We start from the raw sequence: 15,596 nt of genomic DNA, 5'->3' as shown, positions 1-15,596 counted from the left end.
ATTCCGTTCAACTCCTGCCTGGCGTCCCATCCATATGAACACGATCGCGCTTTCCTGCGTGGCGGTTCTCGGGCTCCTGCTGTTCGTGCTCGGACTCGCTGTGTCCATCGCGCGCTTTCGCGATACCACCTCGTCCGGCTGTGCGTCCGATCCCGCGAATCCGCTGCACAAGCTCGTTCGCGCGCACGGCAATACCGCCGAATACGCGCCGTTCCTCGCGCTGCTGTTTCTCTATTTCGGCGCGCATTCGCCTTCGACGGCGATCCTGTTCCTCATCGTCGCCGCGACTGTCTGCCGGTGCCTGCTCGTCGTCGGGCTGATCGCATGGCCGACGATGGAGAAGCCTAATCCCGCACGGTTCATCGGCGCGCTCGGCACCTATCTTTGCGGCGCCGCGCTGTGTATCGCGCTGTTCGTGTGACGGGGGCGTGGCGCGCGCCTGGGTGAAGCGTCGTGCTCGACGATGGCGAGGCTGTCGGGCAATCGAACGGGGAGACGCACAGGAAAAGACGCCCGGCCGGTCGGGGTCGGGCGAAGTCACCGGGGGGCGGGTGACTGAGGTCATTCCTGTGGAACCGGCCCGCGATCGGGGATCGCCATCGCGAGCCAGTGTTTGATGCGGGAGCGCGCAGCGGCTTCGCGCGCTCAGGGGCGGCCGACCAGGCGCGGGCCGCCAGCGATGCCTTGTTTAGTGGTGGCGATACAGCGACTTGAGCGCGTCATCTGCCTGCAGGCGAACCACCTTCACCGGCTTGCCGGCAGCAGCAGCAGCCTGCGCTTCGCTGCCGACGCCGCTGATGTCGACGCCTTGCGCCTGTGCCACCGCGGCACGTTGCTGCGCGACGCGGGCTTCGGCCGCCTGGATGTCGGCCGGGTAATGCGGGTCCTGGCCAACGGCCGGGTGATAGCCGGCATTTTCGAGTTCGACCAGTTCGGCACGAACCTGCGCGCGGGTCAGCGGCGCATCGGTTTGGGCAAACACCGCAACCGGGGCGGCAAGGGCGGCGGCAACGACGACGGCTTGAATCAGGTTCTTCATGATGCTTACCTCCAGACTTTGTTTGGTTTGTCTGGCTACGAACACCTTGTCCGTAACCGATGACTCAAGTCTATGTAAGCGTATGCATAACAGTAACCACGATTCGGGGAACTGACTGTTCCCGCGTTTTCGCGGAATCCGGGCGTGCCCGGCGACTCATGTGATTCCCATGGTGTCGGGGCCGGCCACGGATGTCGTGCGGGATAAGGAACGTCCTGTTTATATTTACGAAAGGTGCAACAATCTATGTCTGAACTTGCCGTTTATCTCGAAAATTTGGATGACTAGCATGTAATCAATCGCTTAAGACATGGTGTCGCGAGCGAAGTCAATAAAACATCGGAGATCGTCATGAAATCGCTCGTGTACGCTGTTGTTGCTGCCGCCACCCTGTCTGCGTCGTTTGGCGCTGTTGCCCAAACCGATGCCCCGCTGACCCGTGCGCAAGTGCGCGAGGAACTCGTGCAACTCGAGAAGGCAGGCTACAAGCTGGATTCGTCGGGCCCGTTCTACCCGGCGGAATTCCAGGCCGCCCAGGCCCGTGCCAATACGGAAGATGCCAGCGGGATCGGTAGCCAGGCCGCGCCGGGCGTGCATGCCGGTCGTCCGGCTGTCGCGATGCAGGTGCCCAACAATTCGATCTTCTTCGGTCACTGATACCAGTCAGGCCTGTTTGTCGCCCGGATCGGACGGCGGCGAGCGGGTGGCGTTGACGTTGCTGCGAGCCCACTTGATGGGCTCGTTGTGTTTTCAGGGGGCGAAATTTCCGCTGGCTCGCCTTATCTGTTGCGCTTGAGCGTCGATGGCGTTCCCGGATTTACACCCAAGGATTGATATTGGTACGCCGGTAGCGGCGAAAACCGCAGGATTGCGCGTGATGGAGTCCGTCCAGCAGCAGTAACGCTGCTGTAGCCGGTTCGTATTCGGCAGTCGTGCCACACCTGCAAAGAGGGCGGAGGGTAACGCTGGAAAATATAGATGTATCCGTGCCAGCCATAAGAGGAGGCCGCCCGCCGTGACGCATCTGTGCTGAGTCCACGCGGACGAGAAACGCCGGACGAGAAAAAGCCGCTGAACCTTTCGGAACAGCGGCTTTTTGAATTTGGTGGCGAATCAGGGATTCGAACCCCGGACCTGCGGATTATGATTCCGTCGCTCTAACCGACTGAGCTAATTCGCCAACAGAAATGAAATTATGCAGGGCTCCATCAGCGGTGTCAACACCTTTTTTCACTTTCCCGAAAAAAGTTGCCGACACCGCATCCGGCCGGCCATCCCGGCCTCAATCAATCCTGCGCGTAGATGTCCGAATCCTTCGTGTCCTTGACGAACAGCAACCCGATCACGGCCGTCGCGAGCGCGATCACGATCGGATACCACAGCCCGGAGTAGATATCCCCCTTCGCCGCGACGATCGCGAACGCGGTCGCCGGCAGGAAGCCGCCGAACCAGCCGTTGCCGATGTGATAGGGCAGCGACATCGACGTATAGCGGATGCGCGTCGGGAACATCTCGACCAGCATCGCGGCGATCGGGCCGTAGACCATCGTCACGTAGATCACGAGGATCGTCAGAATCACGATCGTCATCGGCCAGTTCAGCTGCGCCGGGTCGGCCTTCGGCGGATAGCCCGCGGCCTTGAGCGTCGACGCGAGCGTCTTGTCGAACGCCGCGCCCTTCGCCTTCACGTCGGTTGTCTTGCCGTCATACGCGTCGATCACGGTGTCGCCGACCTTGATCTGCGCCATCGTGCCCGCCGTTGCCGCGACGTTCGTGTAGTTCAGGCCGGCCTTCGCCAGCGCGCCCTTCGCGATGTCGCACGAGCTCGTGAACTTCGACGTGCCGACCGGGTTGAACTGGAACGAGCAGGTGGCCGGATCGGCGACCACCGTGATCGGCGACTTCTGGGTCGCGACTTCGAGCGCCGGGTTCGCGTAGTGCGTGAGCGCCTTGAACAGCGGGAAGTAGGTGAGTGCCGCGATCAGGCAGCCGGCCAGGATGATCGGCTTGCGGCCGATCTTGTCCGACAGCGAGCCGAAGAACAGGAAGAACGGCGTGCCGATCAGCAGCGCGATCGCGATCAGGATGTTGGCGCTCGCGCCGTCGACCTTCAGCGTCTGGGTCAGGAAGAACAGCGCATAGAACTGGCCCGTGTACCACACCACCGCCTGACCCGCCGTGAGGCCGATCAGCGCGAGAATCACGATCTTCAGGTTCTTCCACTGGCCGAACGCTTCCTTGATCGGCGCCTTGGAGGTCTTGCCTTCCGACTTGATGCGCAGGAACACCGGCGATTCGTTCAGCTGCAGCCGGATCCACACGGACACGGCGAGCAGCAGGATCGACGCGACGAACGGCACGCGCCAGCCCCAGTTGGCGAATGCCTCTTCGCCGATGAAGGTGCGCACGCCGAGGATCACGAGCAGCGACAGGAACAGGCCGAGGGTCGCGGTCGTCTGGATCCACGCGGTGTAGAAGCCGCGCCGGTGCGACGGCGCATGCTCCGCGACGTAGGTCGCGGCGCCGCCGTATTCGCCGCCGAGCGCGAGGCCCTGCAGCAGCCGCATGCCGATGAAGATCACCGGCGCGGCAATGCCGATCGACGCGTAGCCGGGCAGGAAGCCGACGACGAACGTGGAGATGCCCATCAGCACGATCGTCACGAGGAACGTGTGCTTGCGGCCGACGAGGTCGCCGAGCCGGCCGAACACGATCGCGCCGAACGGACGGATCGCGAAGCCGGCGGCGAAGCCGAGCAGCGTGAAGATGAACGCGGCGGTCGGATTGACGCCGGAGAAGAAGCTCTTGCTGATGTAGGCCGCAAGCGAGCCGGCCAGGTAGAAGTCATACCACTCGAATACCGTGCCGAGCGACGACGCGAAGATCACCCGCTTTTCTTCGCCTGTCATCGGCGAGTGCGCAATTTGCCCGCCTATCGTTGCCATGAAATCGTCTCCAAGTCCTTTGTATGTGTAGGCCGCCTTTGCGGCGGTTCCGTGGACGATTATTGGAGGGCAAACTTACGGCGCACTGACTCGCGCCGGCAAATTGATTACGCGTATACCCGGTCTCAATGTACGGCTTCGCATGCCGATCCGGCATTGAATGGCACGCAACTACGTCGAAATCGCGTCGCGGCAGCGAAATTGCTGCAGTGCACGTCAGGGTAATTCCGGGGCCGGCTCGCGCAACGGCAGGCTGACGCGCACGAGCGTGCCGGCCAGGCGCGGGCTTTCCTGGTAGACGTGATCGTCCAGCGTCAGCGTGCCGCCGTGCTGCGCGACGATCTCGCGCACGATCGCGAGCCCCAGGCCGCTGCCGTCGCCCTCGCGGCCGAGGATCCGGTAGAAGCGCTCGAGCACGCGCGCGCGTTCGCTCGCGGGGATGCCGGGGCCGGTGTCCTCGACTTCCAGATGAACCTGCCGCGCGCCGTGCTCGGCGCGCACGCGCACGGTGATGCGCCCGCCGTCCTGCGTATAGCGGATCGCGTTGTCGATCAGGTTGCCGAGCATTTCGCGCAGCATCAGCGGATTGCCGTCGACGTCGAGCGGCGCGTCGTCTTCCGGGCCTTCGTAGCCGAGATCCATCCGTTTCGCGAGCGCGGCCTGCACCCAGTCGCGCACCGCGCGCCGCGCGAGCGTCGCGATCTCGACGGGTTCGAGCATCAGCCCGCTCGCGCGGTTCTCCGCGCGCGCGAGCGCAAGCAGCTGGGTGACGAGCCGCGCGGCCTGCTCGGAGCTGGTCGCGATCTGCTCGAGCGAGCGCTGCACGTCTTCGGGGACCGGGTGGCGCAGCGCGAATTCCGCCTGCGTGCGCAGCCCGGCGAGCGGGGTCTTCATCTGGTGCGCGGCGTCGGCGATGAAGCGCTTCTGCAGCGCCATGTTCTGTTCGAGCCGCGCGAGCAGCTCGTTGAACGACGTGACGAGCGGCTCGATCTCGGGCGGCGCGCGCTGCGCCTCGACGGGCGACAGGTCGTCCGGGCGGCGCCCGCGGATGTGCGCCTGCAGCGCATTGAGCGGCGCGAGCCCGCGCGACAGCCCGAACCAGACGAGCAGGATCGCGAGCGGCAGGATCACGAACTGCGGCAGGATCACGCCCTTGATGATGTCGTTCGCGAGCGCGTTGCGCTTGTCGAGCGTCTCGCCGACCTGCACGAGCACCGGCTGCGTGCCGCTGGCCTGCGGCAGCGCGACGGTGGTGTACGCGACGCGGATGTCGTCGCCGCGCAGCAGGTCGTCGCGGAACACGACGACCCCCGGCGGCGGGCGATCCTCGTCGCGCGGCAGCGGCAGGTCGGCTTCGCCGGCGACCAGCTCGCCGCGCGTGCCGAGCACCTGGAAGTAGACGCTGTCGACGTTGTCCGCGCGCAGGAAGTCGCGCGTCGCCTGGGGCAGCGTCAGCTCGGCGACGCCGTTGACCGGATGGATCTGCCGCGCGAGCACGTACGCGTTGGTCTCGAGCGCGCGGTCGAACGGGCCGTTCGCGATCGTCTTCGCGACGAGATACGTGACGGCGATGCTCATCGGCCAGAGCAGCAGAAGCGGCGCGAGCATCCAGTCGAGGATCTCGCCGAACAGCGAGCGCGGCCGCACGGCGTCGGGCGCGTCGGTCTCGTCGGGCGGCGCGAACGGGTTCTCGTAGCGCGCGTCGCGTGCCGCGTCGGCGGCGGAGACGGGCTCGCCCGTCGGATGGCGGGAGGGTGCCGGCGTGGCCATGGCGGCGACGGCTGGCCGTCAGCGCAGCGTCGAGCCGGCCGCGGCGGCCGGCGGCGCGGCGGGTTCGCCCGCGCTTGCCGGCGCCGTCTTCTCGAGGCAATAGCCGAGGCCGCGCACGGTGGCGATGCGCACGCCGCTCGGCTCGATCTTCTTGCGCAGCCGGTGCACGTAGACTTCGATCGCGTTGTTGCTCACTTCCTCGCCCCATTCGCACAGGTGGTCGACGAGCTGTTCCTTCGACACGAGGCGGCCGATCCGCTGCAGCAGCACTTCAAGCAGGCCGAGCTCGCGCGCGGAGAGGTCGAGCACGCGGTCGTTCGCGTACGCGATGCGGCCGACCTGGTCGAACGCGAGCGAGCCGTGCCGCACGACCGTCGGGCCGCCGCCCGCGCCGCGCCGGGTCAGCGCGCGCACGCGCGCCTCCAGCTCGTTGAGCGCGAACGGCTTGGCCATGTAGTCGTCGGCGCCGAGGTCGAGGCCCTTCACGCGCTCGTCGACGCTGTCGGCGGCGGTCAGGATCAGCACCGGCAGGCTGGAGTTGCGCGCGCGCAGCCGCTTCAGCACGTCGAGGCCGGGCATCTTCGGCAGGCCGAGATCGAGGATCAGCAGGTCGAACGTCTGCATCGACAGGGCCGTATCGGCCTCGACACCGTTCTTCACATGGTCGACGGCATAGCCCGACTGGCGGAGTGACCGGGTGAGGCCGTCCGCGAGTATGCTGTCATCTTCGGCGATGAGAATTCGCATGTTGCGTGACCGGTGGCCGGCGACGCGGCGATGGCGCCGGCGCGGCTGTCTCCGAAGTTGTGTGTGGCGCGGACCCGCATCGCGGGCTTGCATAAAACACTGTTTTTTTATACAGTGTCTGCATTCGTCGTGTGCCCCGCGGTGTCGAACCCGGCGCACCCGTATCAGACGCTGCTCATCATAGCAAAGGACGATTCATGGAAGAAAGCAAGAAAGGCTCCGGGCTGACTGCCGAGAAGAGCAAGGCGCTGGCCGCCGCGCTCGCGCAGATCGAGAAGCAGTTCGGCAAAGGGTCGATCATGCGCCTGGGCGATGGCGATGCGGCCGAGGACATCCAGGTGGTGTCGACCGGTTCGCTGGGCCTCGATATCGCGCTCGGCGTCGGCGGCTTGCCGCGCGGCCGGGTGGTCGAGATCTACGGGCCGGAATCGTCCGGCAAGACCACGCTCACGCTGCAGGTGATCGCCGAGCTGCAGAAGCTGGGCGGCACCGCGGCGTTCATCGACGCCGAGCACGCGCTCGACGTCCAGTACGCGGCCAAGCTCGGCGTCAACGTGCCGGAGCTGCTGATCTCGCAGCCGGACACCGGCGAGCAGGCGCTCGAAATCACCGACGCGCTGGTGCGCTCGGGCTCGATCGACATGATCGTGATCGACTCGGTCGCGGCGCTGGTGCCGAAGGCCGAAATCGAAGGCGAGATGGGCGATTCGCTGCCGGGCCTGCAGGCCCGCCTGATGTCGCAGGCGCTGCGCAAGCTGACGGGCACGATCAAGCGCACGAACTGCCTCGTGATCTTCATCAACCAGATCCGGATGAAGATCGGCGTGATGTTCGGCAACCCGGAAACCACGACGGGCGGCAATGCGCTGAAGTTCTACTCGTCGGTGCGTCTCGACATCCGCCGGATCGGCTCGATCAAGAAGAACGACGAGGTGATCGGCAACGAAACCCGCGTGAAGGTCGTGAAGAACAAGGTGGCGCCGCCGTTCCGCGAAGCGATCTTCGACATCCTGTATGGCGAGGGCATCTCGCGTCAGGGCGAAATCATCGATCTCGGCGTGCAGGCGAAGATCGTCGACAAGGCGGGCGCCTGGTACAGCTACAACGGCGAGAAGATCGGTCAGGGCAAGGACAACGCGCGTGAATTCCTGCGCGAGAATCCGGAAATCGCCCGCGAGATCGAAAACCGCATCCGCGAATCGCTCGGCGTGGCCGCGATGCCGCAAGGCGCGCATGCCGCAGCCGAGGCGGTGGACGAAGAAGAGTGATGGTGAAGCGCCGGGGCGAGGCGGGCGTGCCGGACGAGCGCACCGCGCATGACGCGCCGGGCGATCCGGCGCGGCGCGCCGCGTCTCCCGGCGCCGGCCGGCGGGCCGCGAGCCGCACCGCGACGAGGGCATCCGACGATGCCCTCGTTTCATTTGCGGCGGCCGATCCGTACGCGTTCGAGGTGGCCGATCCGTTCGATGACGACGAATCGTTCGACGCGCACGATCGGGCGCGCCGGCGCGTGTCCGGCGTCGGCTTCTCGCGCGCCGGCACGGCCGACGCGCCGGGCGCAGCGCAAGACGTCTACACCCGCACGAGCCAGGCGCCGCGCCGCGCGCGCCGGGCAGGGGCGCCGTCCGACGGCGGCGCCGACGCGGCCGGCCGGCCGTCGTCATCGTCGAAGCCCGCCCGCTCGCTGAAAGGCCGCGCGCTCGGCTACCTGTCGCGGCGCGAGTACAGCCGGGCCGAACTCGCGCGCAAGCTCGCGCCTTATGCCGGCGAAGGCGAATCGGTCGAGCCGGTGCTCGATGCGCTGGAACAGGAAGGCTGGCTGTCCGACGCGCGCTTCGCCGAAAGCCTCGTGCATCGCCGCGCCTCGCGCGTCGGTACGGCGCGGATCGTCGGCGAGCTGAAGCGGCATGCGGTTGGCGACGCGCTCGTCGAGGAGGTGGGGGCGCAGTTGCGCGAGACGGAATGGGCGCGCGCGCAGGCGGTCTGGCGCAAGAAATTCGGTGCGGTGCCGCAAACGCCCGCCGAGCGCGCGAAGCAGGCACGCTTCCTGGCGACGCGCGGCTTCTCGCGCGCGACGATCGTGAAGTTGCTCAAGGGCGGCGACGAGCTGTTCGGCGACGATTGACGGCGCTCCGCTCGCGCGCGCCGCGCGAGTTTGCTGCAACGCAATCATTTCTTAACAGACGGGAATACCCGCCGTCGCACGGGCCTGACCGGAAGACCCGGTATGCTAGAATCCGCTGGTTTTCCTCTCCGGCCTCAACCTCCAGCATGCCGCTATCCGAGCCCGTGCACCGTCAGTTGCGACATCGACGCGCAATCCGATCGGATGCCTATGAGCGCGGCGACGGCTTGTGGGATATCGAGGCCTGCCTGACCGACCACAAGCCGCGTGATGTCGTGCTTGGGTCGGGCACCCGGCCAGATGGCCTGCCGATTCATGAACTCTGGCTACGCATTACCATTGATCGGGACCTCAACATCGTCGACGCCGAAGCGTCGTCGGAATGGGTTCCTTATCCCGGTCATTGCGAAGCCGCCAATCCCGCCTATCGTGCCCTTATCGGGCTCAATCTCCTCAGCAATTTTCGTCGCGATGCCACCCGGCTCCTGTCCGGCGTCGCGGGCTGTTCGCATCTCACCGAGCTGTGCGCCGTGCTGCCGACCGCAGCCATCCAGGCGTTCGCCGGCGACGTGTGGGATGTGCGCGAGGAGCGTCACGAAGGAGCGGCGGCGACCGACGCAGCGAACGTCGCGCCACCGTTCCAGCTCGGCCGCTGCCAGGCACTGCGGTTCGACGGCGAGGCGGTGCGGCAGTTCTACCCGCGCTGGTACGGTGCAAGCCGTCCGGAGCGGGACGGTGGAAAGGAATAACCGATAATTGCAAGAAGAAGCGACTTAAGCGACTTTTATCCAACTCTCAGACTGAAGGGAATCACGCATGAAGATTCACGAGTACCAGGGTAAGGAAATCCTGCGGAAATTCGGAGTCGCGGTACCGCGCGGCAAGCCGGCGTTCTCGGTGGACGAGGCCGTCAAGGTGGCGGAAGAGCTCGGCGGCCCGGTGTGGGTCGTGAAGGCTCAGATTCACGCGGGTGGCCGTGGCAAGGGCGGCGGTGTGAAGGTGGCGAAGTCGATCGAGCAGGTGCGCGAATACGCGAACCAGATCCTCGGCATGCAGCTCGTCACGCACCAGACCGGTCCGGAAGGCCAGAAGGTCAACCGTCTGATGATCGAAGAAGGCGCCGACATCAAGCAGGAACTGTATGTCAGCCTCGTCGTTGATCGCGTGTCGCAAAAGATCGTTCTGATGGGGTCGAGCGAAGGCGGCATGGACATCGAAGAAGTTGCCGAAAAGCACCCGGAACTGATCCACAAGGTCATCGTCGAGCCGTCGACCGGCCTGCTCGACGCCCAGGCTGACGACCTCGCCGCGAAGATCGGCGTGCCGGCTGCTTCGATTCCGCAAGCGCGCGCCATCCTGCAAGGCCTGTACAAGGCATTCTGGGAAACCGACGCGTCGCTGGCTGAAATCAACCCGCTGAACGTCTCCGGCGACGGCAAGGTCATCGCACTCGACGCGAAGTTCAACTTCGACTCGAACGCGCTGTTCCGCCACCCGGAAATCGTCGCGTACCGCGACCTGGACGAAGAAGATCCGGCTGAAATCGAAGCGTCGCAGTTCGACCTCGCGTACATCTCGCTCGACGGCAACATCGGCTGCCTCGTGAACGGCGCGGGCCTCGCGATGGCGACGATGGACACGATCAAGCTGTTCGGCGGCGAGCCGGCGAACTTCCTGGACGTCGGCGGTGGCGCGACGACCGAGAAGGTCACCGAAGCGTTCAAGCTGATGCTGAAGAACCCGGACCTGAAGGCGATCCTCGTCAACATCTTCGGCGGCATCATGCGCTGCGACGTGATCGCGGAAGGCGTGATCGCCGGTTCGAAGGCCGTGAACCTGAACGTGCCGCTCGTCGTGCGCATGAAGGGCACGAACGAGGACCTCGGCAAGAAGATGCTGGCCGATTCGGGCCTGCCGATCATCTCGGCAGACAGCATGGAAGAAGCTGCGCAGAAGGTCGTCGCGGCTGCCGAAGGCAAGTAACGCTATCGAACACACGCATGGTGGCGCGGTTGACACGCGACGCCAATCGAACAGAGGTCTATACATGTCGATTCTGATCAACAAAGACACAAAGGTCATCACGCAGGGCATTACCGGCAAGACCGGCCAGTTCCACACGCGCGCATGCCGTGAATACGCGAACGGCCGTGAAGCGTTCGTCGCGGGTGTGAACCCGAAGAAGGCCGGCGAAGATTTCGAAGGCATTCCGATCTACGCGAGCGTCAAGGAAGCGAAGGAAGAAACCGGCGCGACCGTGTCGGTCATCTACGTGCCGCCGGCAGGCGCCGCTGCGGCGATCTGGGAAGCGGTCGAAGCCGATCTGGATCTCGCGATCTGCATCACGGAAGGCATCCCCGTCCGCGACATGATCGAAGTGAAGGACCGCATGCGCCGCGAAGGCCGCAAGACGCTGCTGCTCGGGCCGAACTGCCCGGGCACGATCACCCCGGACGAACTGAAGATCGGCATCATGCCGGGCCACATCCACCGCAAGGGCCGCATCGGCGTCGTGTCGCGTTCGGGCACGCTGACGTATGAAGCGGTCGCGCAGCTGACGGCACTGGGCCTCGGCCAGTCGTCGGCAGTCGGCATCGGCGGCGACCCGATCAACGGCCTGAAGCACATCGACGTCATGAAGATGTTCAACGACGATCCGGATACGGATGCAGTCGTCATGATCGGCGAGATCGGCGGTCCGGACGAAGCCAACGCGGCGCAGTGGATCAAGGACAACATGAAGAAGCCGGTGGTCGGCTTCATCGCTGGCGTCACGGCGCCTCCGGGCAAGCGCATGGGCCACGCCGGCGCGCTGATCTCGGGCGGTGCGGATACGGCCGAAGCGAAGCTGGAAATCATGGAAGCGTGCGGCATCACGGTCACGCGCAATCCGTCGGAAATGGGCCGCCTGCTGAAGGCAGCGCTGTAATTTCCTTCGGGGACGTCCTGCAGAAAACGCCGGCATCGCCGGCGTTTTTTGTTATGCTCGCGAAACGCTTCTGTAAGGCGCGAAGCGCAACGCGCGGCGCGGCGGGCTCGTCCGCCCGTGCCGGCTCGCCGGATTTCCCTTTCTTTTCCCGTTCATGCTCGAATTCCTCACGTCGCTCCATTGGGGCGCAGTGTTCCAGATCGTCGTCATCGACATCCTGCTCGGCGGCGACAACGCCGTCGTGATCGCGCTCGCCTGCCGGAACCTGCCGGCGAGCCAGCGCTTGCGCGGCGTGCTGTGGGGCACCGCCGGCGCGATCGTGCTGCGGGTCGCGCTGATCGCGTTCGCCGTCGTGCTGCTCGACGTGCCGCTGCTGAAGTTCGCGGGCGGCGTGCTGCTGCTGTGGATCGGCGTCAAGCTGATGGCGCCGGCCCCGGATGCGCACGACAACATCAAGCCGGCCGACAAGCTGTGGACGGCGGTCAAGACGATCGTGGTCGCCGATGCGGTGATGAGCCTCGACAACGTGATCGCGATCGCCGGCGCGGCCGAGCAGGCCGATCCCGGCCACCGGCTTGCGCTGGTGATCTTCGGCCTCGTCGTCAGCATCCCGATCATCGTGTGGGGAAGCACGCTGGTGCTGAAGCTGCTCGACCGCTTCCCGATCATCGTCGCGTTCGGCGCGGCGCTGCTCGGCTGGATCGCCGGCGGCCTGATGGTGAACGACCCGGCCGGTGATCGCTGGCCGCTCCTCGACACGCCCGCCGCGATCTATGGCGCGAGCATGGCCGGCGCGCTGTTCGTGGTGGGGGTCGGCTATGCGCTGAAGAAGCGCCGGGGCGCATCTGGCGCGAGCCTGCACTGACGCGTTGGCCGTCCGGCCGACTGCCGGCGCCGCGGCCGGCTGGCTACGATCGAAACGCCTGCCTTGATCGGCAGGCGTTTTTCGTTTCCGGAGCCAGCCATGTTCGAAGCCTTTTCCGTTTCCCTGTTTCGCCGCCTGGCCGCCGACTTGCGGCATGCGCGCCCGCTCGCGCCACGCCGCACGCCGCGCTGGCGCGTCGGCGGCTTCACGCTGATCGAACTGATGATCGTGCTCGCGATCGTCGGGGTGGTCGCCGCGTATGCGATTCCCGCCTATCAGGATTACCTTGCGCGCTCGCGGGTCGGGGAGAGGCTCGCGCTCGCCGCGTCCGCGCGCCTTGCCGTCGCGGACAATGCCGCGAGCGGCACGGGCCTGTCGGGCGGTTACAGCGCGCCGGCAGCGACCCGCAACGTCGAGTCGGTCCGCATCGACGACGACACCGGCCAGATTTCGGTCGTCTTCAGCGCCCGGGTGGCACCCGCCGATGCGAACACGCTCGTGCTGGTGCCGTCCGCGCCCGACCGCGCTGATGCGCCGACGGCCCGCGTGCCGCTCGCGAAAGGCACGATGCAGGCCGGTTCGGTCACGTGGGAATGCTTCTCGGCAGGCAAGCGCGCGTCGTCGCTGCCGGCGCCGGGCGCGGGACCGCTGCCGGCCGACGCGGCCTCCCTGCCGGCGAAGTTCGCGCCGGCCGAGTGCCGCGCATAGCGTCGGGCCTCGCCGCCAGGGGCCGCGGCGCCTGGCTGACCGGCCGTCGCCGGGCGCCGGGCGGCGGCCGCCCAAACCGGCGGTGCGGCGCAACCGTTGCAACGTCCCCGCACAGAAGAGGGTTTTTTTTGTATAGTGCGCCGGTTGCTGACACCCGGTTTGCTCATGCCTTCCTCCTTCTCGCGTTCGTTGTCGCTGGTTGCGCTCGCTGTCGCGTTGATCGTGCCGTATGCGGTCACGAACCACACCTATCCGATTCCGACTTTCTATTCCGAGTTTTCCGCGCTGGTGCTGTACCTGCTGCTCGGCGCGAGCGTCGTCCTGCTGGTGCGCACGAGCCGCCCGGCCGTGCCCTTCGCCGCGCCGGCCGCGTTTGCCGCGCCGCTGGCGTTCGCGGCGGTGCTGATCGCGCAGGTGGCGTTGCTGCCGCTGCGGCAACCGTCGATGAACTGGCTCGCGGTCGGCTATTTCGGCGCGGCGCTCGTCGCGATGCAGGCGGGCTACGCGCTCGCCCGCGCGAACCTGACCGACGTCGTGGCCCGGATGATGGCGGGCGCGCTGATCATCGGCGGCGTGTTCGCCGTGGCGTGCCAGTTCGTGCAGCTGTTCCATCTCGAGTCGGCGGTGTCGCCGTTCGTCGTGATGTACAACGTGGCGGCCGAGCGGCGGCCGTACGGCAACATGGCGCAGGCGAACCATCTGGCGACTTACATCGCGTTCGCGCTCGCCGGCGCGCTGTATCTCGTGCAGACGCGCCGCATGCCCGCGTGGGCGTGGCTCGTGTTGTCGGTCGTGCTGTCGAGCGGGCTGGCGCTGACGGTGTCGCGCGGCCCGTGGCTGCAGGTCGGGGTGATGGTCGTTGCCGGTTTCTGGATGGCGTGGGCCGAAGCGCGCCGTCATCCCGGTGCGCCCGGCCGCGCGCGCGCATGGCTGATGCCGGTGGTGCTTGCCGTCGCGTTCGTCGCGGTGAACGTCGCCGTGCGCTGGGCGAACGTGCATTACCAGCTGAACCTGGCGGAATCGGCGGCCGAACGGATGCGCGACGCCGGACAGATCGCACCGCGCCTCGCGCTCTGGAAGTACGGGCTCACGATGTTCCACGAGCATCCGCTCCTCGGCGTCGGCTGGGGTGAGTTCCCGGTGCACCAGTTCGCGCTCGCGCGCGCGCTCGGCGGGGTGGAGATCGCGAACAACGCGCACGACATCTTCATCGACCTGCTCGCGAAGTCCGGCGTCGCCGGGCTCGGGGTGCTGGTTGTCACGCTCGTGCTGTGGCTGGTGCGCGCGCTGCGCGCGCCGCACACCAGCGCGCGCGTGTTCGGTTTCGCGCTGATCGGCGTGCTGCTGATGCACGCGCTCGTCGAGTATCCGCAGCAGTACATGTTCTTCCTGCTGCCGGCGATGTTCGTGATCGGGCTGCTCGACGTCAAGCCGCTGCGCGTGCTGCCGCGCGGCGCGGCGTTCGCGCTGTTCGCGTTGCTGTCGCTCGGCGGGCTGGCGGCGGCGTATCCGGTGTTGCGCGATTACCAGCGCGCGGAAGTGCTGTATTACGGCAGCGATCCGGCTGCCCAGTATCGCGATGCGCCGTCGTTCCTGTTCGGTGCGTGGGGCGATTACGGCGCGGCGACGCTGCTGACGATCTCGCGGGCCGACCTGCCGCAGAAGCTCGCCGCGCACGAGCGCGCGCTGTCGCTCCTGCCCGGCGAGACGGTTCTGCGCCGGTATGCGGTGCTGCAGGCGCTCGATGGCCGCGACGCGGACGCGATGGATACGGTCGAGCGCCTGCATGTGTTCGCGACGGAACTGAAGGACTGGCCGCAGCAGCTCGCTGCGCTGTACAAGCTGTGCGACGAGCAGCCGACGTTGAAGCCGTTCAAGGCGGCGGTGCAGGCGAAGTATGGCGAAGCGTCGGCCGATGCGGCTGACGATTCGGAGGATGACGACGACGAGTGAGGACGATGGGCGCCGGCCCGGGCCGGCGCATCGGAATCGAAGTCGCCGCCGCATTCATGCGGCGGTTTTGCAGGATCCAATAACTGACAACGGAGGAAGACCATGAAATTTCGACATCTGCTTGCGGTGTTGCTGATCGTGCCGCCGCTGGCGCACGCTACGTCGTTCGACTGCAAGAAGGCATCGACCTTCGTGGAGAAGGCGATCTGCGCGAATCCTTTGCTTGGGAAGCTGGACGACGCGCTGACGGACAACTACAAGGGCATGCTCGCAACGGATCTGGGCGATGGCGGCACGTCCTTGAAGAAGGAGCAGCGGGCATGGCTGGCCCAACGCAACAAGTGCACGACCGAAAAATGCCTGATCGACCTGTATCGGAAGCGCGTGGATGATGTCTGCGATGCGCCGGTCGTGACCGGGATCCATGCGGCATGCGTGCAGTCCAGCGACATCAACTGAAACGAATCGATGCATCACCATCGGGAAAGGCGTTGCCGCTGACCGCTGCTTCCGAG

15 protein-coding genes and 1 tRNA gene are annotated in these 15,596 nt (G+C 66.2%); 11 read left to right on the top strand and 5 right to left on the bottom strand.

From position 1 onward, the window contains the following. Positions 1-34: 34 nt before the first annotated feature. Positions 35-421, top strand: a complete 387-nt coding sequence (locus LIG30_RS13635) for an MAPEG family protein (protein WP_038713028.1) — start codon at positions 35-37, stop codon at positions 419-421. A 267-nt stretch (positions 422-688) separates the two neighbouring features. Here LIG30_RS13635 and LIG30_RS13630 read toward each other — a convergent pair whose 3' ends face one another. Then, complete coding sequence (locus LIG30_RS13630; RefSeq protein WP_038713026.1) at positions 689-1,039, bottom strand: DUF4148 domain-containing protein; 351 nt, start codon at positions 1,037-1,039, stop codon at positions 689-691. A gap of 351 nt (positions 1,040-1,390) precedes the next feature. Between LIG30_RS13630 and LIG30_RS13625 the strand changes: the two genes are divergently transcribed. Next, the gene (locus LIG30_RS13625; protein WP_038713023.1) at positions 1,391-1,696 is read left to right on the top strand and encodes a DUF4148 domain-containing protein; all 306 of its coding nucleotides are present in this window, start codon (positions 1,391-1,393) and stop codon (positions 1,694-1,696) included. Between the two features lie 446 nt (positions 1,697-2,142). Here LIG30_RS13625 and LIG30_RS13620 read toward each other — a convergent pair. From LIG30_RS13620 to LIG30_RS13605, 4 genes are all read right to left on the bottom strand, one after another. Beyond that, a tRNA-Met gene (locus LIG30_RS13620) sits at positions 2,143-2,219 on the bottom strand. A 106-nt stretch (positions 2,220-2,325) separates the two neighbouring features. Further along, positions 2,326-3,984, bottom strand: coding sequence for an MFS transporter (locus tag LIG30_RS13615; RefSeq protein ID WP_038713021.1), 1,659 nt, complete (start codon positions 3,982-3,984; stop codon positions 2,326-2,328). A gap of 216 nt (positions 3,985-4,200) precedes the next feature. Beyond that, on the bottom strand, positions 4,201-5,754 hold the full coding sequence (locus LIG30_RS13610; RefSeq protein ID WP_038713019.1) for a sensor histidine kinase: 1,554 nt from the start codon (positions 5,752-5,754) through the stop codon (positions 4,201-4,203). An 18-nt stretch (positions 5,755-5,772) separates the two neighbouring features. Then, positions 5,773-6,501 carry a response regulator transcription factor gene (locus LIG30_RS13605; RefSeq protein WP_038713017.1) on the bottom strand — a complete coding sequence of 243 codons (729 nt, stop codon included), beginning with the start codon at positions 6,499-6,501 and terminating at the stop codon, positions 5,773-5,775. A 197-nt stretch (positions 6,502-6,698) separates the two neighbouring features. Here LIG30_RS13605 and recA point away from each other — a divergent pair, with 197 nt between their 5' ends. From recA to LIG30_RS13560, 9 genes are all read left to right on the top strand, one after another. Beyond that, positions 6,699-7,769 carry a recombinase RecA gene (gene recA, locus LIG30_RS13600; RefSeq protein ID WP_038713016.1) on the top strand — a complete coding sequence of 357 codons (1,071 nt, stop codon included), beginning with the start codon at positions 6,699-6,701 and terminating at the stop codon, positions 7,767-7,769. Further along, entirely contained in the window at positions 7,769-8,626 is an 858-nt protein-coding gene (gene recX, locus LIG30_RS13595; protein WP_038713013.1) for a recombination regulator RecX, read from the top strand. The genes recA and recX overlap by 1 nt, the downstream gene beginning before the upstream one ends. Positions 8,627-8,772: 146 nt before the next feature. After that, positions 8,773-9,375, top strand: coding sequence for a DUF2889 domain-containing protein (locus LIG30_RS13590; protein WP_152986088.1), 603 nt, complete (start codon positions 8,773-8,775; stop codon positions 9,373-9,375). 67 nt (positions 9,376-9,442) lie between these two features. Continuing rightward, complete coding sequence (sucC, locus tag LIG30_RS13585) at positions 9,443-10,609, top strand: ADP-forming succinate--CoA ligase subunit beta (protein ID WP_038713012.1); 1,167 nt, start codon at positions 9,443-9,445, stop codon at positions 10,607-10,609. 64 nt (positions 10,610-10,673) lie between these two features. Then, complete coding sequence (sucD, locus tag LIG30_RS13580) at positions 10,674-11,555, top strand: succinate--CoA ligase subunit alpha (protein ID WP_038713009.1); 882 nt, start codon at positions 10,674-10,676, stop codon at positions 11,553-11,555. A gap of 154 nt (positions 11,556-11,709) precedes the next feature. Next, positions 11,710-12,420, top strand: coding sequence for a TerC family protein (locus LIG30_RS13575; RefSeq protein ID WP_038713007.1), 711 nt, complete (start codon positions 11,710-11,712; stop codon positions 12,418-12,420). A gap of 99 nt (positions 12,421-12,519) precedes the next feature. Further along, positions 12,520-13,128 carry a pilin gene (locus tag LIG30_RS13570; protein WP_038713005.1) on the top strand — a complete coding sequence of 203 codons (609 nt, stop codon included), beginning with the start codon at positions 12,520-12,522 and terminating at the stop codon, positions 13,126-13,128. A gap of 165 nt (positions 13,129-13,293) precedes the next feature. Further along, positions 13,294-15,081, top strand: coding sequence for a PglL family O-oligosaccharyltransferase (locus LIG30_RS13565; RefSeq protein ID WP_038713002.1), 1,788 nt, complete (start codon positions 13,294-13,296; stop codon positions 15,079-15,081). Positions 15,082-15,183: 102 nt separating this feature from the next. Next, positions 15,184-15,540: a lysozyme inhibitor LprI family protein gene (locus LIG30_RS13560; RefSeq protein WP_038712999.1), complete on the top strand. Its 357-nt coding sequence runs from the start codon at positions 15,184-15,186 to the stop codon at positions 15,538-15,540. Positions 15,541-15,596 lie beyond the last annotated feature (56 nt).

Origin of the sequence: Burkholderia sp. lig30 (genome assembly GCF_000687455.2) — a bacterium.
Classification (GTDB): Bacteria; Pseudomonadota; Gammaproteobacteria; order Burkholderiales; family Burkholderiaceae; genus Burkholderia.
This window is presented reverse-complemented; position numbering and strand designations above follow the sequence as displayed.